Origin of the sequence: Acutalibacter muris, from assembly GCF_002201475.1 — a bacterium.
In the GTDB taxonomy this organism is placed as follows: Bacteria; Bacillota; Clostridia; order Oscillospirales; family Acutalibacteraceae; genus Acutalibacter; species Acutalibacter muris.
Genome location: NZ_CP021422.1, coordinates 3,195,072 through 3,213,770 on the forward strand (window position 1 = coordinate 3,195,072; position 18,699 = coordinate 3,213,770).

The 18,699-nt window shown below is 59.9% G+C and carries 22 protein-coding genes; 8 read left to right on the forward strand and 14 right to left on the reverse strand.

Translation table 11 applies throughout. The features are described 5' to 3' along the window. Position 1: 1 nt before the first annotated feature. Genes ADH66_RS16245 through ADH66_RS16255 form a run of 3 tightly spaced genes read right to left on the reverse strand, consistent with a single transcriptional unit; the run spans position 2 to position 1,843 of the window. Positions 2 to 664 (reverse strand): potassium channel family protein, encoded by a 663-nt coding sequence (locus tag ADH66_RS16245; protein WP_066538700.1) that lies wholly within the window; start codon positions 662 to 664, stop codon positions 2 to 4. Beyond that, positions 664 to 1,281 carry a potassium channel family protein gene (locus ADH66_RS16250; RefSeq protein WP_066538697.1) on the reverse strand — a complete coding sequence of 206 codons (618 nt, stop codon included), beginning with the start codon at positions 1,279 to 1,281 and terminating at the stop codon, positions 664 to 666. The genes ADH66_RS16245 and ADH66_RS16250 overlap by 1 nt, the downstream gene beginning before the upstream one ends. A 1-nt stretch (position 1,282) precedes the next feature. After that, entirely contained in the window at positions 1,283 to 1,843 is a 561-nt protein-coding gene (locus ADH66_RS16255; protein ID WP_207653006.1) for an SH3 domain-containing protein, read from the reverse strand. A 392-nt stretch (positions 1,844 to 2,235) separates the two neighbouring features. Here ADH66_RS16255 and rpsB point away from each other — a divergent pair, with 392 nt between their 5' ends. The 3 genes from rpsB (at position 2,236) to ADH66_RS16270 (ending at position 4,389) form a co-directional block, all read left to right on the forward strand. After that, entirely contained in the window at positions 2,236 to 2,997 is a 762-nt protein-coding gene (rpsB, locus tag ADH66_RS16260; protein ID WP_066538690.1) for a 30S ribosomal protein S2, read from the forward strand. A 158-nt stretch (positions 2,998 to 3,155) separates the two neighbouring features. Next, positions 3,156 to 4,070: a translation elongation factor Ts gene (gene tsf, locus ADH66_RS16265; RefSeq protein WP_066538689.1), complete on the forward strand. Its 915-nt coding sequence runs from the start codon at positions 3,156 to 3,158 to the stop codon at positions 4,068 to 4,070. A gap of 22 nt (positions 4,071 to 4,092) precedes the next feature. Next, complete coding sequence (locus ADH66_RS16270) at positions 4,093 to 4,389, forward strand: GNAT family N-acetyltransferase (protein ID WP_157130656.1); 297 nt, start codon at positions 4,093 to 4,095, stop codon at positions 4,387 to 4,389. 254 nt (positions 4,390 to 4,643) lie between these two features. Here ADH66_RS16270 and era read toward each other — a convergent pair whose 3' ends face one another. The 9 genes from era to ADH66_RS16310 all read right to left on the reverse strand — a co-directional run bounded on the left by era (position 4,644) and on the right by ADH66_RS16310 (position 10,176). Continuing rightward, a complete protein-coding gene (gene era / locus ADH66_RS16275) occupies positions 4,644 to 5,549 on the reverse strand; it encodes a GTPase Era (RefSeq protein ID WP_066538687.1) in 906 nt (301 codons plus the stop codon). A gap of 27 nt (positions 5,550 to 5,576) precedes the next feature. Continuing rightward, the gene (locus ADH66_RS16280) at positions 5,577 to 6,044 is read right to left on the reverse strand and encodes a hypothetical protein (protein WP_066538685.1); all 468 of its coding nucleotides are present in this window, start codon (positions 6,042 to 6,044) and stop codon (positions 5,577 to 5,579) included. 30 nt (positions 6,045 to 6,074) lie between these two features. After that, positions 6,075 to 6,224, reverse strand: coding sequence for a hypothetical protein (locus tag ADH66_RS20215; protein ID WP_157130655.1), 150 nt, complete (start codon positions 6,222 to 6,224; stop codon positions 6,075 to 6,077). Further along, positions 6,221 to 6,625 (reverse strand): hypothetical protein, encoded by a 405-nt coding sequence (locus ADH66_RS16285; RefSeq protein ID WP_066538683.1) that lies wholly within the window; start codon positions 6,623 to 6,625, stop codon positions 6,221 to 6,223. Before ADH66_RS16285 ends, ADH66_RS20215 begins: the two co-directional genes overlap by 4 nt. A gap of 7 nt (positions 6,626 to 6,632) precedes the next feature. Continuing rightward, a complete protein-coding gene (locus ADH66_RS16290; protein WP_084384414.1) occupies positions 6,633 to 7,103 on the reverse strand; it encodes a diacylglycerol kinase family protein in 471 nt (156 codons plus the stop codon). Continuing rightward, entirely contained in the window at positions 7,100 to 7,600 is a 501-nt protein-coding gene (ybeY, locus tag ADH66_RS16295; RefSeq protein WP_066538677.1) for an rRNA maturation RNase YbeY, read from the reverse strand. The genes ADH66_RS16290 and ybeY overlap by 4 nt, the downstream gene beginning before the upstream one ends. Positions 7,601 to 7,637: 37 nt before the next feature. After that, positions 7,638 to 8,597: a PhoH family protein gene (locus tag ADH66_RS16300; protein WP_066538675.1), complete on the reverse strand. Its 960-nt coding sequence runs from the start codon at positions 8,595 to 8,597 to the stop codon at positions 7,638 to 7,640. A 145-nt stretch (positions 8,598 to 8,742) separates the two neighbouring features. Next, on the reverse strand, positions 8,743 to 9,942 hold the full coding sequence (locus tag ADH66_RS16305) for a sporulation protein YqfD (protein ID WP_066538671.1): 1,200 nt from the start codon (positions 9,940 to 9,942) through the stop codon (positions 8,743 to 8,745). Positions 9,943 to 9,951: 9 nt separating this feature from the next. Next, a complete protein-coding gene (locus tag ADH66_RS16310) occupies positions 9,952 to 10,176 on the reverse strand; it encodes a YabP/YqfC family sporulation protein (protein ID WP_066538669.1) in 225 nt (74 codons plus the stop codon). A gap of 75 nt (positions 10,177 to 10,251) precedes the next feature. On the opposite strand from ADH66_RS16310, the gene ADH66_RS16315 reads away from it, so the two are divergent. Both ADH66_RS16315 and ADH66_RS16320 read left to right on the forward strand, forming a co-directional pair. Continuing rightward, on the forward strand, positions 10,252 to 11,397 hold the full coding sequence (locus ADH66_RS16315) for a hypothetical protein (RefSeq protein ID WP_066538667.1): 1,146 nt from the start codon (positions 10,252 to 10,254) through the stop codon (positions 11,395 to 11,397). Between the two features lie 47 nt (positions 11,398 to 11,444). Next, a complete protein-coding gene (locus ADH66_RS16320) occupies positions 11,445 to 11,663 on the forward strand; it encodes a hypothetical protein (RefSeq protein WP_066538662.1) in 219 nt (72 codons plus the stop codon). 59 nt (positions 11,664 to 11,722) lie between these two features. Here ADH66_RS16320 and ADH66_RS16325 read toward each other — a convergent pair whose 3' ends face one another. Then, a complete protein-coding gene (locus ADH66_RS16325) occupies positions 11,723 to 13,348 on the reverse strand; it encodes an S-layer homology domain-containing protein (protein WP_066538660.1) in 1,626 nt (541 codons plus the stop codon). Positions 13,349 to 13,554: 206 nt separating this feature from the next. On the opposite strand from ADH66_RS16325, the gene ADH66_RS16330 reads away from it, so the two are divergent. From ADH66_RS16330 to ADH66_RS16340, 3 genes are all read left to right on the forward strand, one after another. Continuing rightward, on the forward strand, positions 13,555 to 14,577 hold the full coding sequence (locus ADH66_RS16330; RefSeq protein WP_066538655.1) for a hypothetical protein: 1,023 nt from the start codon (positions 13,555 to 13,557) through the stop codon (positions 14,575 to 14,577). Positions 14,578 to 14,834: 257 nt separating this feature from the next. Next, positions 14,835 to 15,410: a hypothetical protein gene (locus tag ADH66_RS16335; RefSeq protein WP_066538652.1), complete on the forward strand. Its 576-nt coding sequence runs from the start codon at positions 14,835 to 14,837 to the stop codon at positions 15,408 to 15,410. Positions 15,411 to 15,488: 78 nt separating this feature from the next. Further along, positions 15,489 to 16,856: a hypothetical protein gene (locus ADH66_RS16340; protein ID WP_066538651.1), complete on the forward strand. Its 1,368-nt coding sequence runs from the start codon at positions 15,489 to 15,491 to the stop codon at positions 16,854 to 16,856. A gap of 81 nt (positions 16,857 to 16,937) precedes the next feature. Here ADH66_RS16340 and abc-f read toward each other — a convergent pair whose 3' ends face one another. Continuing rightward, positions 16,938 to 18,506, reverse strand: a complete 1,569-nt coding sequence (gene abc-f / locus ADH66_RS16345) for a ribosomal protection-like ABC-F family protein (protein ID WP_066538650.1) — start codon at positions 18,504 to 18,506, stop codon at positions 16,938 to 16,940. Between the last annotated feature and the right edge of the window lie 193 nt (positions 18,507 to 18,699).

Consider the following 18,699-nt stretch of genomic DNA (forward strand, 5'->3'; position numbering starts at 1 on the left):
CTCATTTTACCTCCCCCAGCACCCTGTGCAGCGCCTTGCGGCTCCTGTCCTCGGCCACGGCCACTAGCTCGTCCCCGGCGTGTAGCACCGTGGAGCCGTTGGGTATTGTCAGCTTCCCCTGGCGTATGAGGGATATCACCAGGGTGCCTTTTGGAAAGTCCACGTCCTTCAGCGCCCTTCCCTCCCAGGCCGTATCAGGCGGCAGGTTCATGGAGCATATCTCCCCCTTGCCCTGGTTCAGGCTGGCGATAAGGTGCATATGGGCGCTGTCGGCCTCCTGCTCTATGAGCTGCACCACCAGCTCCGTGCTGCTGACCACGTCCGTTATTCCCAGGGAACGGAAGGTCTCGGCGTTTCTGGGGTCGTTCACCCGGGCTATCACCTTTTTCGCTCCGAAGTGCCCCGCCGCCAGCTGGGCGGCTATCAGGTTCACCTGGTCCACCCCTGTGACGGCCATAACACAGTCGGCCCTCCTGGCCCCGGCGGCCTCCAGCACAGAGACAGTGCTGCCGTCCCCGGGGAACACCGCCGCGTCCAGTTCGTCCGCAAGCTTTTGACATCTGGCCCGGTCCTTTTCAATAAGGCACACCTCGTGCCGCCGCTCCAAAAGCAGGCGGGCAAGGCTGCGCCCAGCCTGCCCGCCGCCCACAACTATCATGCGCATCAGTCTATCCTCCTGCTTATCACCATCACGTCGCCCTCCATAAGTGCGATGCCCCCGGCGGTCTCCTTCAAGACAAACTCGCCGTCCGCCCTTATCACCGCGAAAATGCCGCAGTCAGGCAGGTCCACATTGTTTGTGGACTGGCCGAAGTACCTTCTTTCCACCGGGCGCAGCTCCAGAGAGACCGTGGCGTTGCCAAAATTCACCCGCTTGTTCTCCTGGCGGGACAGCAGGTCCGTCACCAGCTTGTCGCAGGCCATATTTGTGGGGCAGACCGTGCGCACGTCGCCGTCGAAGATATCCTCCCGTTCGGGGTCCGCCACCCTGGCGGCCACCCACTTCACCTTGAACAGCCGCTTGGCTATCTGGCCCACGGCGATGTTCAGGTTGTCGTCCCCGGTGGTGACGGCCACCGCGTCACAGCTGTCTATCCCCGCCCTTCTCAGCACGTTCAGATCCATGGGGAAGCCCGCAAAGGTAACCCCGCCGAAGCCCGGTGGCAGCAGGGAGAGGTTCTCCGGGCTCTCGTCCACCACGGCCACGCCATGGCCCAGGCTGTCCAGGCGCTCCGCCACAGCCCGGCCCAGAAGGCCGCTGCCCACTATCAGCACATCCATTTTACTCGCCGTCCTCGTTGTCGGAGCTGGCGCTGTTCGCGGTGTCTGTGCCCGTGCCGGTGGTGGGGGCGGGCGTGGCACTGGCCCCGGGCTCCTCCGAGGGCTCCGGCGTAGGCGTGGCGGCCACGCTTGTTTTAAGGGCGTTGTACCGCTCCACGGTCACGTCTATCACCTTTACGTACTCCTCCGACACATAGCCCGTGCCGCCGTTATAGGACACCTGGTACCAGCCGTTCTGGGCCGTGTCCGTGAGAAGTGCCAGCTCGTCGCCGTTCTCCACAACGCCCAGTATATCCGCCTCGGTAGAGCCGGACTCCCGCACGTTCAGGGAGTCGTCCACCTCCACCCGCACGGCCTTGGCCGTGGGCAGCGGCGTCGGCGAGGGGGTGTTAATGGGTATAACAGCGGACGCGCCCGAAACCCCGGCGCTGCTGTCATCTTCCTTATCCTTATCACCGCCGCAGGCCGCAAGAGCCCCGGTGAGCACGCACCCGGCAACGAGCAGGGCAAGGCCCCTTTTCACCATAATTCCCTTTATCCTCCCGCTGTTTTCCTTTCCCATGCCGACCGAACCTTTCATTGCTTTCCCGCCTTCCCAACATTTATTTTTTATCGATTATATTACTTATGATCGCGTTCTTAACACTCTACAATTTATAGACGCGGGGCCCCTTCCCAAGGTAAGCCCTTCATTAAGAAAAATTTCCGCCCCCTTTTTCAAAATCTCTTATCATATATATTTTAACATAATTTGCGGAAAAGTCCACCTGTATTTTCAAAAATCCGGTGGTTTCCGGCAACTTTTTTGGGGGGCGAAAATACGTTGACAAATTCCCAGCTTTTGTGGTATAATACTAGTCGCCAAAACACACGCAGGAAAACGGCTCTGGTCCGGGGACCCCGGCACGCCGGAAAATTTCTTTTCTGCGGAGGAAAAACCAGGAGGTAATTTAAATGGCAGTAGTATCTATGAAGCAGCTTTTGGAGGCCGGCGTGCATTTCGGCCACCAGACCCGCCGCTGGAACCCGAAGATGGCTCCCTATATCTTCACCGAGCGCAACGGCATCTACATCATCGACTTGCAGAAGACCGTGCGCAAGCTGGAGGAGGCCTATAACTTTGTGCGGGACCTTTCCGCCGAGGGGAAGAACCTCCTCTTTGTGGGCACCAAGAAGCAGGCCCAGGAGAGCGTGAAGGAGGAGGCCCAGAGGGCCGGTGCATACTATGTGAACGCCAGATGGCTGGGCGGTATGCTGACAAACTTCACCACCATCCGCACCCGCATACAGCGCCTTGCCCAGCTGCGCAAGATGGAGGAGGACGGCACCTTCGAGCTCCTGCCCAAGAAGGAGGTCACCAAGCTCCAGCTGGAGATAGAGAAGCTGGAGAAGTACCTGGGCGGCATCAAGGAGATGCGCGGGTATCCCGGCGCCCTGTTCATTGTTGACCCCCGCAAGGAGCGGATAGCCGTAAGCGAGGCCCGCAAGCTGGGTATCCCGATCGTGGCTATTGTCGACACCAACTGCGACCCGGACGAGATAGACTATGTTATCCCCGGCAACGATGACGCTATCCGCGCCGTTAAGCTGATAGCCAGCGCCATGGCCGACGCGGTCATTGAGGGCCGCGAGGGTCAGATGGGCGCGGCCGCCCGCCAGGAGGAGGCCGAGGAGGACGAGAACGCCGGGGAGGCCGCAGAGCCCGCCGAGGAGTAAGTTGCGCGGTCAAGGGGCGTTAGGCCCCTTGCAGGGTTTGGGGCAGAGCCCCAAGGTCCTGCGCGACAGCGCCAAAAAACGCTAAAGAAGAAATAAAATATAGTTATTTTCGCAGAAAATGACTATAACACCCCAAATATAGGAAGGAAGTAATCCCCATGAATTTCACAGCCAAAGACGTAGCCGCCCTCCGCGAAAAGACCGGCTGCGGCATGATGGACTGCAAGAAGGCCCTCACCGAAGCCGAGGGCAACATGGACAAGGCCATTGACCTTCTTCGCGAGAAGGGCCTTGCCGCCGCCACCAAGAAGGCCGGAAGGATAGCCGCCGAGGGCGTAGCCTTCGCCAAGGTAAGCGACTGCGGCAAGGTGGCCGCCGTTATCGAGGTCAACGCCGAGACCGACTTCGTGGCCAAGAACGCCGAGTTCCAGGCTTTCGTACAGACCGCCGCCGACACCGTCATCGCCGAGAACCCCGCCGACGTGGACGCTCTGCTCCAGAGCAAAGCCGCCGGCAGCGAGATGACCGTGGGCGAGCTGCTCACCGAGAAGATACAGACCATCGGCGAGAACATCAAGGTCCGCCGCTTTGCCCGCTATGAGGGCGCTGTGACCTCCTACGTCCACGCTGGGGGCCGCATCGGCGTTATCGTGAAGTTTGCCGTTGATGACAGCATCGTTGCTACCGAGGGCTTCAAGACCTACGCCCACAATGTGGCCATGCAGATAGCCGCCCTGAACCCCGAGTACCTGGACGAGTCCTCCGTGCCCGCCGAGCGGGTGCAGAAGGAGAAGGACATCCTCACCCAGCAGATAGTGGACGAGGGCAAGCCCGCCAATATCGCCGAGAAGATAGTCACCGGCCGTCTCCAGAAGTTCTTTAAGGAGATTTGCCTTGTGGACCAGGCCTATGTGCAGGACGGCAATATGAGCGTGAAGCAGTACACCGACAGCGTCGCCAAGGAGCTGGGCGGCGACATCAGGATAGAGGCTTTCACCCGCTTCGAGAAGGGCGAGGGTCTTGAGAAGCGCGAGGACAACTTCGCCGAGGAGATCGCCAGCATGGTGAAGTAAGAAAGAATTTTGAGGGACGCTCGTGGGAGCGTCCCTCTTTGTTTATTATTGGGAGGTAAGACTGGACGAATACTATGAACTATACATGAAGTGCTTTCCGGAGCACCCCACCACCCCGGAGGTTTTCAGCGCAAAGCTCAGGCCGGAGCTGGCGCATATAGTTGAACGCCGGGAAAACGGTAAGCTGGTAGGCTTTGCGTTTGTGCACAGCGGCCCTATACCCTTGCTCTGTGTGGAGAGCCGCCGGGGCCGGGGCACAGGCTCCGGGCTACTTGAGGAGTGCGAGGGGTATCCGGGGGAGCGGGGATATGCCCGCTGATCGGACAAGCATAAATATGTCCCTGAATCTTCACGACTATGAGCTCGACAAGCTGAGCCCCCCGGACAGCGTGTGGGAGCATTGGGTGCGTGGGAGTGGAGGGTGAGAAGAAGCTGTAAAGCAAATTGGCTTTCCGAAAGGAAAGCCAAAGTTTTTTGTGTACACTTTTGGCGCTGTCGCGCAAGACCTTGGGGCTCTGCCCCAAACTCCGCAACCTTTGAAAAGGTTGACGAAACTTTTACCCTTCGCTCCCCTTATATCTCCAGGTCTCTTAGGGAGAACCCCATCCCTTGCAGCGTCTCCGGCCGCTGCCGCCAATCCTCCTTCACCTTTACCCAAAGCTGCAAGTTTACCCTGCACCCAAAAAACTCCTCCAGGTCCCTCCGGGCCGCGCTGCCTATCCTTTTCAACATCTCCCCGCCCTTGCCAATCAGGATACCCTTATGGTTGGGCTTCTCGCAGTACAGGGTCACGTGTATCTCCAAAAGCTCCCCCTTTTCCTGCATATGCTCCGTCACCGCCGCCACCCCATGGGGCACCTCCTGCTCCAAAAGCCGCAGCGCCTTCTCCCGCACCAGCTCCGCCGCCAGCACAGGCTCCGTCTGGTCGGTCAGCGTGTCCTCCGGGAAGAGCCATCCTCCCGGCAGGGTCAGTCCCTTCAGCTCATCGAGAAGCGCGTCCATGCCGTCGCCCTTCTCCGCCGACACAGGCACCACCGCCTCGAAGTCATAGAGCCCCGAATACTCTGCTATCTGCTCCATAAGCCGGGTCTTGTCCCCCAAAAGGTCTGTCTTATTTATGGCCAGCACCGCCGGAATATGCCCCTTTTTGAACCGCCCGATAAGCTCCTCGTCGGCCTTGGACAGAGGTGCGCCCGCCTGCGCCACCAAAAGGCAGGAGTCCACTCCCTCTATGGCCGCCGTCACCGAGCGCAGCATATAGTCCCCCAAGGAGTTCCTGGGCTTCAAAAGCCCCGGCGTGTCCAAAAACACCAGCTGGTCCTCCCCCTCTGTCAGCACGCCCATTATCCGCGTGCGGGTGGTCTGTGGCTTCTTGGAAACGATGGCTATCTTCTCCCCGATTAGCTTATTCAGTATGGTGGATTTCCCCACATTGGGCCGCCCCACAATGGCGATGTATGCTGATTTTTGATTATCCATAGTTTTCCTTTTTAATAATATAAATTTTTAGTATACGGGTATCTCTCCCCGATAGTTCTCAGCCCGCTCAAGCAATGGCCCGTGGTGCCCCAAGGTAAAGGCGATATCGCTGCTGCGTATGCACATCAGCTCGTCCCCCGGCGCGATTTTCTGCCTTTCCAGCATGGAGCCGGTGAGTTTCAGCCGGCCCCCCGGCGACACCGCCAGCCAACAGTAGCTCCTGCCCTTGTACCCCACGAACTCCCCCTCGGGAATGGTATAGTCCCGAAGCTCTCGCATATCCTCAAGTATATGCGAGAGCTTCGACGGCAAAAGCAATCCCTTTCTGGTAACGCAGAACCCCCCGGTAGCCTTGGCCCCGGTAAAAAGATACACCCGCCCCTCACAGCAGATATCATACTCCTCCACCGCCTGTGGCGGCAGACAGAGACTCCCGTCCTCCCGCACCAGCGACTTTCCGAACACAAACTTCCCGCCTTTATTAAGCTGCGGCATAAACCCTCCATTCACTATCGGTCAAAAATCTCATCCCTCAAGCGCCTTGAGTATAGCGCCCCGCTCCCGCGCCGCAAACTCCCGGAACGCCGCGAACCGCTCCTCATATGCGCGCCTCTCCTCCTGGGTGATACCGTGCTCCCCCTCAGCCGCGCGCACCATGGCACATTCTCCCTTCACGTTCCGGCCTTTTGCCCCAATAAAACAATCTCGCACAAATCGTTTCGCTTCCACTTTAGCACCGCCCGGATGTCGCCGTTCGAGCATTGCTCCGGCTCCCTTATCTTCAAGGTCACGCCGGCGTAAATATCCCCCGGAGACACCTTATCATAGACCTCCTGTTCGGTCTTAAAAGTAATCCTGTCATAAGACAAATTATAGTCTTCTATGAGCCAGTCCTCCAAAGCGACCGTCAGATAGTACCCATCCTCATCATGAAACTTTTCTGCAATTCTGTCAATGGAAAGGGTCGTATAGATCACCGGCCCGTCTTTTTCCGCGCCGCTAACCACAGCAAGCCACCCCGCGCCTATCATAACACACACCAGTATAACCGCCGCTATGCCCACTCTTTTCCTCATCGTTCCCTCACTCCCTCTTGAGCGGCACTACAAAAACCAGCACAAAGCTTGCCGCCACCGCCCCCCCAAAGGCCCCCAGCTTCCAGCCTGTCCCGGCTATGTCCAAAATGGCCGCCCACAGCTCCGGGCGCAGCAAAACTGCCCCGCCCACAAGCGCGGCGAAAATCGCGCATAACAGCACAGCCCCAGCGGCCAGGTCTTTGACCCTGCCTATCCCGGGGTTCTGCTCCTTACACACATGGTCGCACAGCTTCTCCACGGCGGTATTCATGGTCTCCGCTCCAGTGACAAGGCCCATCGAGAGCAGCAGACAGGCCAACTCCCCGCCGCTGACGCCAATTTTAAACGCGAAGAACAGCACATACCCGCAGGCTGTCAGGTGTATGCGCATATTCCTCTCAGAGCAAAGACAGAGCCATACCCCTCTTGCCGCGTCCCTAAAGCTGTGCAGTAAGCTCCGCCTTTTCTCGGGTCTCATTCCTCTGGGGCGTAGCTCCCGCTGGCGGGCAGGCCCAGCTCCCGCATGACCCGCTCCTCCTTCTCCCGCATACGCACCCGGGCCATACCGCCCTCCTCGTGGTCATAGCCCAGCAGGTGCAGCATGGAGTGGGCCGTCAGATACCCTATTTCCCGCTCCAAGGTGTGGCCATAGGTCCTCGCCTGCTCCATGGCCTTGGGAATGGAGATGACAATGTCCCCCAGTATCTTCGCGCCGGTCTCGTGGTTCACGTCGTAGCTGCCCTCCTCGCCCATGGGGAAGGACAGCACGTCCGTCACCGAGTCCTTGTCGCGGTACTGCCGGTTCATCTCTTTTATCTGGTCGTTGTCCACAAAGCTTACGCTTATCTCCGCCGGGTCCGGGAAGCCCTCCAGCTGGAGCACCGCGTGGCAGCAACGCCGGATAAGCATACGCACCCCGGTGGGCACCCTGACCTGCTTCTGCCGGTTTGAAATGATCACCCTTATCTTCTCCATATTACTCTATCCTTTCCCCGGCCGCCGCCGGTGATTCTCACTGCCTGGCCTTCGCCGCGCGCTCATAGGCCCTTATAATGTCCTGCACCAGCTTATGGCGCACCACGTCCTTCTCGGTGAACTTGAATATGGCGATGTCCTCCACCCCCCGCAGCACCCGCACAGCCTCCTTCAAGCCGCTGCGCTTGCCGTCGGGCAGGTCTATCTGGGTCACGTCCCCGGTTATCACCATCTTGGAGTTGAAGCCAAGGCGGGTCAGAAACATCTTCATCTGCTCCCCTGTGGTGTTCTGGGCCTCGTCCAGTATGATAAAGCTGTCGTCCAAGGTCCGCCCGCGCATATAGGCCAAGGGGGCCACCTCGATATTCCCCCGCTCCACGTACCGTGCGTAGGTCTCCGCCCCCAGCATATCGAACAGCGCGTCGTACAGGGGCCTTAAATAGGGGTCCACCTTCTGCTGCAAATCCCCCGGGAGAAAGCCCAGCTTCTCCCCGGCCTCCACCGCCGGGCGGGTCAGTATTATCCTGTTCACCTGCTGGGCCCGAAAGGCCGTCACGGCCATGGCCACCGCAAGATAGGTCTTGCCGGTGCCCGCGGGGCCCACCCCTATGGTGACGGTATTATTCTTGATATTGTCGCAGTAGGTCCGCTGGCCCACGGTCTTGGGCTTTATGGGCTTGCCCTTGGCGGTTATGCAGATACAGTCCCCCGCAAGCCTTGCCACCTTCTCCTCGCTGTCCTCGGCCACCATGCTCATGCAGTACCGCACGTTCTGGTCGCTAAGGCTCTCTCCCGCGCCGATAAGGGTGATAAGGCTACGGACGGCCCTTGCGGCCCGGTCCACCTTCTCCTGGTCCTCCCCGGTTATCTTCAGCTCCTGGTCCCTTACCACCACGGCCACGCCGTACTCATGCTCAATAAGCCGCATATTGCCGTCAATGCTGCCGAACAGCTCCGCAGCCTGCTCTATCCTGTCAAGATCGATTTTCACTTCCAATTTCTATAATTACCTTTCGCGCTTTTTATATCTGAAGCTTGTATCTAAAGACCAGCTTTATTTAAAACATTATACCATAAAGCGACCCAAAAGTTCAAGCCCAAATCCTATGAAAGTTCTCCAAAAATATCGCAAAATGTTTGGGCTATTCCACCAAGATTTTCTCCAGCACCCCTATCTCCTCCCAGCAGCGGCACTTGGCGGAGAGTATGCAGAGCCCATCGGAGAAGGTGAATTCCAGTTCCTCCTTCTTTACGCTGCTGCCCTGTGGCAGCTGGGCCTTCTGGACCTCCCGAAGCTTTCTGAGGGCCGCCGCCTTCTGCTCCTCCTCAGAGAGGGGCCGCTCCTGCTCCTCAAGGTATACGGTGGTCTGCCGCCGGAGCCCCAAAGGCAGCTTTACCCCCAGCACCTCCCACTGCCAGGCCTCCTCCCAGGACCTCACCGGCCCCTGGGGCTTTCCAAAGAGCCCCAGGGGTATCTCGGCCCCAAAGGCCCGGAGCCACAGCTCAGAGCCCCGCCCGGTCTCCCGCTCAAGGGTCTTTGTGCCACCCACCTGGACGGTGAACTCCCGGTAGGTCTCGGCGGTAACGCTGCCCCGGGCGGCCCCGGTCCTCTCATAGGGCTCCGGGGGCGGGGGAGCCCAGGGGTCCAGCCGCTCCTGATAGAGTCCCGCTATCAGCAGCTGACCCTCAAAGACCGTCTCCCCCGGCTCCACCTCCGGCCGGCCCTCGTGGGCCTCCAGCTTCACTATCCTTCCGGCCCTTGCCGCCACGATGTTGGAGAGCTCCCCTGTCTGCTCCCTCTCCGGCTTTGCCACGCCCTCCTTCACCGCCACGTCCGCAAAGCACCCGTCGGTGTTCACGCTGACCCAGCTGAGCCCGGGCAGCAGGGTCTGTATCCTCCCCTCCGGGTTCCCGGCCCTGAGATACTCCCGCCGGGCCCCCACATATACGCCGCTGTCCCTGGCAGCGTCCAGCACCTGGTTCGGGGGCAGCTTCTCCGTGCCGGAGACGGAGACGCCCCATACAAAGCCCGACATATGCCAGTAGAGCGCCGCCCCAAGGACGGCCCCGATTATCAGCCCCTTGCGCGCCCAGAGCCGGGCAAGCTGGAAGGGCAGGCCGCGCTTTTTTCCCACCCGGCACACCGCTCCGCACCGCCTGCACAGGGGGCGCAGCCTCCTATACTCCCCGGGCCTTATCCGGGCCCCGGCGGCCCCGCCCTCCCGGCGAAACCCCCAGAGCAGAAGCCCCCTCTTTGCCGCCATGGTAAAGAGCCTTGCGCCGTCCCCTTTTACCAGGAATTCCACATAGCCCGACAGCCAGTGGTATATACGTGTCAGCATAGCGTCCCCCTAATAACTGTATTCCAAAGCTGAGATGACCCCCTCCACCATGGCCGAGCTGCTTGTAAGCTTGGTGAGCCGAAGGTCCCTGCCGCCTATGCGCACCGTAAGCCTCCCCGTGCGCAGCACCACCTTTTCACCGTCATAGTCCAATATACCGTCACAGCCGTCCACCACCGCGCTCCTGTTGCCGGTAAGGGTTATCACCCCGCCCCCTGTGGGCTTTTCCTGCATATCGCCACCCCCTTCGGTAATATACTTATATGAAAATCACTCCCGCCATATTCACCCCGAAAGGAGCTGCCCCCAATGCTCGCTGCCCTTGTACTCCTGCTTCTGACCTTTGCCCTTTTGCTCTGGCCTGTGGCCGTGACCGGGGGCATAGCCTCCTCCCTCTCATATTGTCTCTCCGCTCTTGTGCCCTCCCTGTTCCCCTTTATGGTCCTGTGCGGCTTCGCGGTGGAGTCCTCGGCGGCCCTCTGGCTGTCCAGGCCCCTGGGCTTTTGCGCCCGGTATCTGTTCCGCCTGCCGGACTGCTGTGCCGCGCCGGTGCTCATGGGGCTTATAGGCGGCTATCCCGCCGGGGCCAGAGGGACCTCCCTGCTGCTGGAAAAGGGCAGGATAACGGAGAAGGAGGCCCGGCGTATGCTCATGTTCTGTGTGAACCCAGGCCTGGCCTTCACGGTCACCTACCTTGGCATAGGGGTCTTCGGCAGCCCGGCCCTGGGCCTGCGGCTGTTCCTGTCGGTCACCCTGTCGGCGGTGGTCCTGGGTGTGCTCTCCGGGCTTTTCTCCCCTCTGCCCAGCCCTGATAAGCCCGGGGCTGAGCGTATGGAGAGCCGCCCCGGTGCCCTGACCCGCTCGGTAGAGGGAGCGGCACGCAGCGTGCTCTTGATGTGCGCCTTTCTCCTGCTGTTCTCGGGGCTCTCCGCCCTGCTCCATGAAGCCGGCATATTCCAAGGGGCGGTGCGGCTGCTGTCCCGGCTGGGGGTCTTTACCCCAAACCAGTGGGCGGCAATGCTCTCCTTCCTGTTGGAGGTCACCGGCGGCACAGGAGACGCAAGGGCCCTGGGGATAGGGCCGGGGTTCTTCGCCTTTGGGCTGGCCTTTGGGGGGGTATGCGTGCACTTGCAGGTGCTGGCCATGTTCAGAAAGCCGCCCATACGTCCGCCCCTATTTCTTCTCTGCCGCCTTGCCCACGGCCTGCTTTCGGCGGGGGCCTTCGCCCTTATGGGGGTAATATCCCCCATGGAGAACGCCTCCACGGCCCCCGTCATGGCCGGGATCTACCGGCCGGAGCTCTCCGGCGGTTGGAGAGGGGGCGCGTCCCTTGCGCTTATGTGCGCGGCCTTCCTGCTTATGGTCCCCGGAGAGACGGGGAAATCAAGTTTGCGTGCCCCCGGGCCAAAACTGATTTCCGTGGCGGGAGTGAAATTCCCCTTGCAAAACCGGTAAGATTCCTGTATAATTTCAGTAAATGCAACCTGAAGGAAGGATGAACCTTGCGCAAAAAGACCTCTCCACTGTTCGGCGGCAGCGTGCCCGTAAGCTGTGCCTACTGCGACTATAACGCCTCCCCCGCCGGGGACCCTGTCTGCCGCCTTGGGCTGAAGCTCCCGGAGTCTGGCAAATGCGGCCGCTACCGCTATAACCCCCTTCTGAGGGAGCCGAAGAATCCCCCGCCTCTGCCGGAGCACGACCCGGAGGAATTCAAGCTGTGAAGAACAGCAGGGCCGCACCCTGTTTAGGAGCGCGGCCCTGTTTCTCTATTTTACGGCTTTTACCTGAAGGTCAGCACGTTGTTCAAAAGCCTCTCCCTTGGCCCAGTAAAGTATAGCCCCCCTGCATACAGGTTCGCTGAGCCGCCGCCGTCCAGGTTCACCGCGCTGTCACATCCAAGGCCTACCATGACCTTTGACATCTCCGGCAGGCTGGCGTAGGCCGTGACTATCACCAGGTCGCCGTCGGGCTTTACACCCATGCAGACCCGCACGTCGCCGGAGAAGTTGTTGATGTGGTCAAGACCCTCGGCGGCATAGGTGCCGGAGTCCCCATAGGCCCTTCCGCCCTTCACAAGCCTCGGCCCCACGGCCACGCAATACTTTATGTCCTGGGTGCTGGAGCCCCTGTACTCCACCTGCTTGTCTATGACGCTGCCCACAGCCATGGTGCTGATAAACTCGTTCTGATACTGGCGGTCCGCCTGCTGAACGATAAGATAGCCGCTCTCGGGTATCTCCACGTCCGTATCGTGGTAGATATCCGTCACAAAGCCCTCTTTGTCCACCTTCACGGCGTACTTGGGGGCAAAGCCCAGCCTGCTGCCCCAAGCCCGGGTGAAGATAATGCGCGAGCCGTCCGTAGGCCGGGAGGGCCTCCTGTTCACGGCCACCTCTTTGGCGGTTTTCTCAGAGCCGTCGTACCTGACGGCGGTAAGGGTCACATAGGTGAAGAAGTTCTCCACCGACCAGCGGCCCGAACCGTCCATGATTATGGCGGACTTCTGAGGGGAGTAGTTGTTGAAGGTGGTCACAAGCTCCCGGTTCTTCACTATGGTCCCATAGGGCGCATAGCTCTCCATGTCGAAGAAGGCCCCGTTCACAGCTATCTCGGCCCCGGCCCGCCTGATAAGGGAGCCCACGCTCTCTCCGCCGTTGACCCTGCTGCCGCCCATGACCACGTTGGGGGTGAAGTCCATAGGGTCAAAGCTCACCCCGGACACGGACACGCCGCCCACCCTTCTGCGCACCACCTTGAACCTGGGAGCCCGGCCCAGCTTCAGGAAGGCGGAGAACATCTGGGCCGCTTCACAGCGCCTGCTGGTGTCGGTGGGACGGAAATAGCCGTTGTCACCCTTTATTATCCCGGCCCGCACACAGGCCTCCACGCTCTCCCTGGCGTAGCGGGTTATCTTGCCGCTGTCCGCAAAGGAGACGGAGCTTGTGGTTGGGGGGAGCTCTATGCACATGGCCCTTGAATAGTTCACAAGCATAACGGCCATGTCCTGGCGGGTTATCATTTTGCTCGGATTGAATTTGCCGCCGCTGCCGCTTACTATGCCGTTGTCGTTGGCCCAGTTGATGTACTTGTTGGCCCAGTGGCCGCCGCCCACGTCCGAGAAATTCCCTCTGTACTTGTACTCCGACAGCTCCTCCTCAGAGAGGGCCGTCTTGGCCAGCATTGTAGTGAACTCCGCCCGGGTCATGGGGCTGTTGGGCTCGAACCTGCCGCCGCCTTTGCCGCTCATTATGCCCCTTGACGTCAGGTCCTTCACCGCCGCAGTGTACCAGGCCCCGTTCGGCACGTCGGAAAAGCCCGCCGCAGCCCCTGCCGGTACGGCGGCAAGGGCGCAAAGCAGCGCCGCCGAGAGCAGGAAAGAGAGCGCCCGCTTCAATATATTCTTCATGTTATTCCTCCTCCTTTGCTTGAAAGCTTTCTAAAAATGTACGCTATGCGTACATTTTATCACGTTTTTGGTCTTTTGTCCAGTAAAAGCTTGAACTTTTTGGGGGATTTTGGTATAATATGGGTGCTTGCATTTTCCGTCGCGATAATGTAATATATATTTTGTAAGACTTTCAGTAAACAATAAATATCCTGGAGGGTTTCAAAATGATTTGTCCAAAATGCGGCCGCGATATCCCCGACGGCACCGTTTGCCCCTGTTCGCTTGAGGGGCCGCCGCTGTCCGATAACCCGGCGCTGAACGCTCTGAAGACCGTGGGCTCCTCGCCCCTGTTCCTGGCGCTGGCCGTGCTCATGTCGGCCTGGGCCCTTCTGACTATTTTCTCCTCGCTGGGGGTCAGCGACGCCATGTCCAGCGTCTACGTCTACGCCTTCCAGTATGGGCTGGACATGGACCAGGTACAGGCCATTATGAACGCCATGCGCTCCTCCTCGATGGTCACCGCCGTGCTGGGCTCCATCCCGGCCATACTCACCGCCGTAGCCATGTGGCTGCACTTCTCCACCTGCAAGAGCCGCCAGAGCGGTAATATCTCCACCGCCGGGCTCACCATCTGCAAGGTGCTCTCGTACATAAGCCTTGTGGGGCTGTGCCTCGCCGGAGTGCTGGTGCTGTGCGGGTTCGCCATTATCATCATAGCCTTCCTGGTAAGCGACGCGCCCCTGGGCTCCCTGTTCGACGCATACGGCGGCTACTACAGCTACGGCAGCAGCTTCTCCGACGAGGAGGCCACCATCGCCGTGGTGGTGGTGCTGGGGGTGTTCGCCCTTATCATCGGCTTTGCAATGGGCCTTGCCATCGCCTATCAGGCCAGCATTATCCGCATGATAAACCGGACAAAGACCGTTGCCGCCACCGGCATGGCTGACGACCGGGTGTCCGGCTACCTTGTGGGCATGACCGGCTTTTCCGCCGCATGCAGCATAATCTCCGGGCTCTTCGCCCTGTTCACCGCCCCCCTGACCGGCGCGGCCAGCCTTGCCCACGCCGCAGGGCTTATCCTTATGATCGTGCTCCTTCGCACCTACGGCAAGGCCATGAACCAGGTGCTGTATCCACCCATGCAGCCTCCAATGCCGCCCATGTACGGCACACCACAGCAGAATTTTGCCGAGCAGCAGTATGCGCCCCAGGACGCTCAGCAGCCGCCACAGCCGCCGGTGGAATGAGGGACGGCGCAGCCGGGGGGCTTTACAACGAGTCCCCCGGCGTGGTATATAAAGACAGAAAAAATGCTATATTTTAAGCTTGTAACCGTTCCCTCGCCCGGAACGGTTACTTTTTTGCGTCTTTATCAGCTCCACCAGGAGATACACAAGGGCGCCAAATAGGGCCGCCATTATCCACAACCCCCGAAAAAACCTGTGACCCCCCGCGTCCTTTGACGATATAAGTAGTAGAGACTAAACCGGAGGGAGGATGACCTATGAAAAAGCTCATACTCATACTGCTGTCCCTTGCCCTTGCTGTCCTTACCGCCTGCGCCCCCCAGGAGAGCCCGGATATTCCGGTATCCGCCGGCGGGACCAGCGTATCGCCGGTACCGGGAAATCTTGTGCCCCCAGAACCCATTCCCGACCCTACGCCCGAATCTACCGCTGAACCCGTGGGACCTACCCCCGAGCCCACCCCCGACAGAAGCGTGGAGATAACCGTTGACGACAGCCTTGATTATGACAGGGCGCCGGAGGATATAGAAGGTATCATTTATCTCTCGGCGGAAAAGTGGAGGGAGAACCTCTTTGAGGGGACCGGCGTAGAGGAGTATGAGTGCACAAGGCTTACGCTGTATGACGTGGCCGACAGCTCCTTCTGCTACTCCATGCACTGCCGGTTCCTGTCCGAGGGTGAGCCCTCAGAGGAACTCATGGCCGGGAACACCGTCCCCGACGAAAGCCGGGAGGGCTGGTACAGGTTTTCCCGGCAGATAAGGGTGGAGCGGGACGGCGATCTCTGGGAGATAGCGGAGGTGGGCACCTGGGGTATACGTGCGGATAGCTAGGCGGAGAGCGTTTGCTTGCAATAAAAGCAGATTTATGATATGATATAAAGTATATAGAAGGTTACGGGAGTGATTACTATGTTCAAAAAACTTGCCCTATTTATGTCGCTTTTAGCCCTTCTGGGCCTTGCCGCCTGCTCCAGGCCCGGGAAAGAGACCCCGAAGCCCGAAGATCTGGACCCCAAGGAGCCCCTGACCATCTGCTTCGACCTGGACGCCAGCTTTGACCCCCGGCACTTCGACTTTGACTCCGGCCAGGCAAAATACACCGGCGCAAAGCTCCGGCAGGAGGCCGTGGACGGTTTTCTTGAGGAGCTGGCGGCAGTGGGCGGGCCCCGGAACGTGCAGGTGGAATTTCTCGAGGATCTTGGCTCCGACCGGGAGGGCCAGCTTACCCGGCTTCGGGCGGAGCTTATGGCCGGGGAGGGCCCGGACCTGTTCGTGCTGCGCCAGAACGGGGCCTCGGACCTGTTCCTGTTCCCGGAGAAGAAGATGGAGGACGGCCTGTTCCTCTGCCTTGACGGCTATATGGAGCGGGCCCGGTTCATGGAGCCGGACAAAATGCTCTCGCCGGTCTTTGACGCGGGAAAGTCCTCTGATGGGCGGCGGTTCCTGCTGCCCGTCACCTATGACATAGACGCGGCTCTCATGCGCTCGTCATACCTTCATACGGACCCGGGGCAAAAGCTGACCCTCTCCGACCTTCTGGACCCGGAGGGCCCACTGGGGAGCGCCCTCTCCCTCTGGCACAACAAGGAGTTTGACGAGTGTTTCACAGGGATATACCCGGCCCTGGGGCAACTGGCCGACTATAAGGCCGAGAGCCTTAACTTCTCAAAGGAGGAGCTGGGGGAGTTCTTCTCGGAGCTCCTGGAATATGAAAGGCGCGTGCACTCCGGGGAGATAGCTTCTCCCAGCGGGGTGTTCACCGGCGATATTGCCCATGCCAACGCCGACCTTGCCTCCCGGCAGTGGGCCATGGAGCCGGTGACGATGGTGCCGCTATATGACAGCGACGGCGGAGTTACCGCCCGGGTGGACGTTTTTGCCGGGGTGAACGCAAACGCCAAAAACCCCGCAGGGGCCTTCTTCGCCGCCGACCTGCTGCTGGACCGGGAGTATATGCAGGACTCGGACATACATATGTATCTGTGGTGCAACGCTCTCCCCATATACACCGACCTGTTCGGCCCGGACACCACCGTGCCCTATATCCGCGAGGCCTTTTCCGGGGGCGGTGACCTGCGGGACGGCCTGCAGGGGAGCTGCTGGGAGGCCTTCGGGGAGCTCCTGGAGGAGATAACCGGCGCAGAGTTCCCCACAAAGCTGGACACGGAGATATCCAGGGGCTACTATGCCTACTTCAGCGCGGAAAGCGACGCGGCCCGCCAGAAGGCCGTTTCCGACGCGTACACTACTATGAGTATGCTCCTGGGGGAGTCCTGACCCAAAGGAACCCCCGGAGCCGTAATCTCCGGGGGTTCCCATTTGGCAGAGCAGGATGTCTGTTAGGCTTTTCTGTCTATATTATACCCCCGCTGTCTCTATCCTCCCGCCCCGCACATACACCGCCCGGGTCGCGGTCTTATGGATAAAGTACCTGTCGTGGGACACGAACAGCAGGGTGCCCCTGTACTCCGAAAGGGCCTCCTCCAGCATTTCCCGGGTCTCGACATCGATGTGGTTGGTGGGCTCGTCCAGTATCAGCAGGTTCACCTGCCGCTGTAAAAGTATCAGCAGCTTTAAAAGCACCTTCTCGCCCCCAGAGAGGGAGCCCGCCCTCTTGAACACGTCCCCGGCCCTGAAGAAATACTTTGCCAGAAGTCCCCGGGCTTGTCCCTCCCCGGAGGGTATCTCCCGGCGGAAGGCTTCAAGCACCGTTTCCGTCTCCGACAGAAAGCGTATCTCCTGGGGGATATAGCCTAGCTGCACCGATGGGTTCAGCCGTATCTCCCCGCCATAGGGCAGCTCCCCCAGCAGGGCCCTGATGAGAGAGGTCTTGCCCGAGCCGTTGGGCCCCATAAGGCAGAGCCTGTCCCTCTCCCGGACCAGCAGCTCCGCCCCCCGAAAGAGGGCCTTATCCCCAAGGGTCAGGGAGAAATCCCGCAGCCGCAGCACCTCGCTGCCTGTGCGGGAGCCCTCAAAGCTTATGGGCAGCTTTGGCTTTTCCAGCTGGGGCCGCTCCAGGAGCTCCAGCTTCTCCAGGCGCTTCTCAAGCTCCTTTGCCTTGCGGTAGAAGCTGGGGTTATTCTTGTTCAGCGCCCCCCACTCCCTGAACCGCTTGATGGACGCTTTCATGGCCTCTATCTTCTTCTGCTGGGTCTTGTACTGCTGGAACTCCTCCAAAAGCTCCTTCTCCCGAAGCTCCATGGCCTTGGAGTAGCCCCCAGGAAAGCTCTCGCAGCAGCCGCCCTCTAAGAGTATGGTGCGGGTGGCCACCCGGTCCAAAAACCACCGGTCGTGGGAGACCAGCACCACCGTGCCCCGGTACTTGGAGAGGAAGTCCTCGAACCACTCTAAAGTCTCCATGTCCAGGTGGTTTGTGGGCTCGTCCAGCAGCAGTATATCCGGCCCCGGCAGCACGGCGGCGGCCAGGTTCACCACGGTCTTCTGCCCGCCGGAAAGAGCGTTATACTCCCGGGAGAGCAGCGGGGAAAGGCGGAAACCCCCGATGACCTTGGAGCTGCGCTCCTCCATCTCATAGCCGCCCTCAAGGGCGTACCGCTCCGAAAGGGCGGAATACTCCTGGAGAAGCTTTTCGTCCCCGCCCAGCCGGGGCTCCAGCTCCCTCATGCGCCGCTCCATGGCAAAGAGCTCAGAAAACGGCTCCTTCAGAGCCTCCTCCACCGTGGTCCCCGGCTCTCTAAGGGGCGGTATCTGCCACAGCACGCCCCTCCTTGCTCCCCGGCGCAGGCTGACCACGCCGCTGTCCGGGGTCTCCTCCCCGGCTATGAGCTTCAGTATGGTGCTCTTGCCGGTGCCGTTTCGCCCCACGAGGGCGGCGCGCTCGCCGGTGTGTATCTCAAGGCTCGCGCCCGAGAGCACATTCTTGAATCCGAAATTTTTTCTTACCCTGTTTAAACCTATCTCTATCATTGCCATCGGCTCCTTTTTTGATTATGATATCAAAAGGCAAACCTATGGCGAAAACATAAGCGACCCAAAGAGTTAAACATAAGCTGTCCGACTCTCGCCGCTCCGCGCAAAATAGCTGGTATGTCAGACCAGCTACGGATCACTTACCTTCCATCACAGGCTTGCGCGGAGCGTTTTGAAGGTAGGCCGGAAG

What these genes read in the sequence shown, in the direction of transcription:
- ADH66_RS16245 (WP_066538700.1), bottom strand. Translation starts at nt 664, where the DNA reads ATGCGCATGATAGTTGTGGGCGGCGGGCAGGCTGGGCGCAGCCTTGCC.
- ADH66_RS16250 (WP_066538697.1), bottom strand. Translation starts at nt 1,281, where the DNA reads ATGGATGTGCTGATAGTGGGCAGCGGCCTTCTGGGCCGGGCTGTGGCG.
- ADH66_RS16255 (WP_207653006.1), bottom strand. Translation starts at nt 1,843, where the DNA reads ATGGGAAAGGAAAACAGCGGGAGGATAAAGGGAATTATGGTGAAAAGG.
- rpsB (WP_066538690.1), top strand. Translation starts at nt 2,236, where the DNA reads ATGGCAGTAGTATCTATGAAGCAGCTTTTGGAGGCCGGCGTGCATTTC.
- tsf (WP_066538689.1), top strand. Translation starts at nt 3,156, where the DNA reads ATGAATTTCACAGCCAAAGACGTAGCCGCCCTCCGCGAAAAGACCGGC.
- era (WP_066538687.1), bottom strand. Translation starts at nt 5,549, where the DNA reads ATGGATAATCAAAAATCAGCATACATCGCCATTGTGGGGCGGCCCAAT.
- ADH66_RS16280 (WP_066538685.1), bottom strand. Translation starts at nt 6,044, where the DNA reads ATGCCGCAGCTTAATAAAGGCGGGAAGTTTGTGTTCGGAAAGTCGCTG.
- ADH66_RS16285 (WP_066538683.1), bottom strand. Translation starts at nt 6,625, where the DNA reads ATGAGGAAAAGAGTGGGCATAGCGGCGGTTATACTGGTGTGTGTTATG.
- ADH66_RS16290 (WP_084384414.1), bottom strand. Translation starts at nt 7,103, where the DNA reads ATGAGACCCGAGAAAAGGCGGAGCTTACTGCACAGCTTTAGGGACGCG.
- ybeY (WP_066538677.1), bottom strand. Translation starts at nt 7,600, where the DNA reads ATGGAGAAGATAAGGGTGATCATTTCAAACCGGCAGAAGCAGGTCAGG.
- ADH66_RS16305 (WP_066538671.1), bottom strand. Translation starts at nt 9,942, where the DNA reads ATGCTGACACGTATATACCACTGGCTGTCGGGCTATGTGGAATTCCTG.
- ADH66_RS16310 (WP_066538669.1), bottom strand. Translation starts at nt 10,176, where the DNA reads ATGCAGGAAAAGCCCACAGGGGGCGGGGTGATAACCCTTACCGGCAAC.
- ADH66_RS16315 (WP_066538667.1), top strand. Translation starts at nt 10,252, where the DNA reads ATGCTCGCTGCCCTTGTACTCCTGCTTCTGACCTTTGCCCTTTTGCTC.
- ADH66_RS16325 (WP_066538660.1), bottom strand. Translation starts at nt 13,348, where the DNA reads ATGAAGAATATATTGAAGCGGGCGCTCTCTTTCCTGCTCTCGGCGGCG.
- ADH66_RS16330 (WP_066538655.1), top strand. Translation starts at nt 13,555, where the DNA reads ATGATTTGTCCAAAATGCGGCCGCGATATCCCCGACGGCACCGTTTGC.
- ADH66_RS16335 (WP_066538652.1), top strand. Translation starts at nt 14,835, where the DNA reads ATGAAAAAGCTCATACTCATACTGCTGTCCCTTGCCCTTGCTGTCCTT.
- ADH66_RS16340 (WP_066538651.1), top strand. Translation starts at nt 15,489, where the DNA reads ATGTTCAAAAAACTTGCCCTATTTATGTCGCTTTTAGCCCTTCTGGGC.
- abc-f (WP_066538650.1), bottom strand. Translation starts at nt 18,506, where the DNA reads ATGATAGAGATAGGTTTAAACAGGGTAAGAAAAAATTTCGGATTCAAG.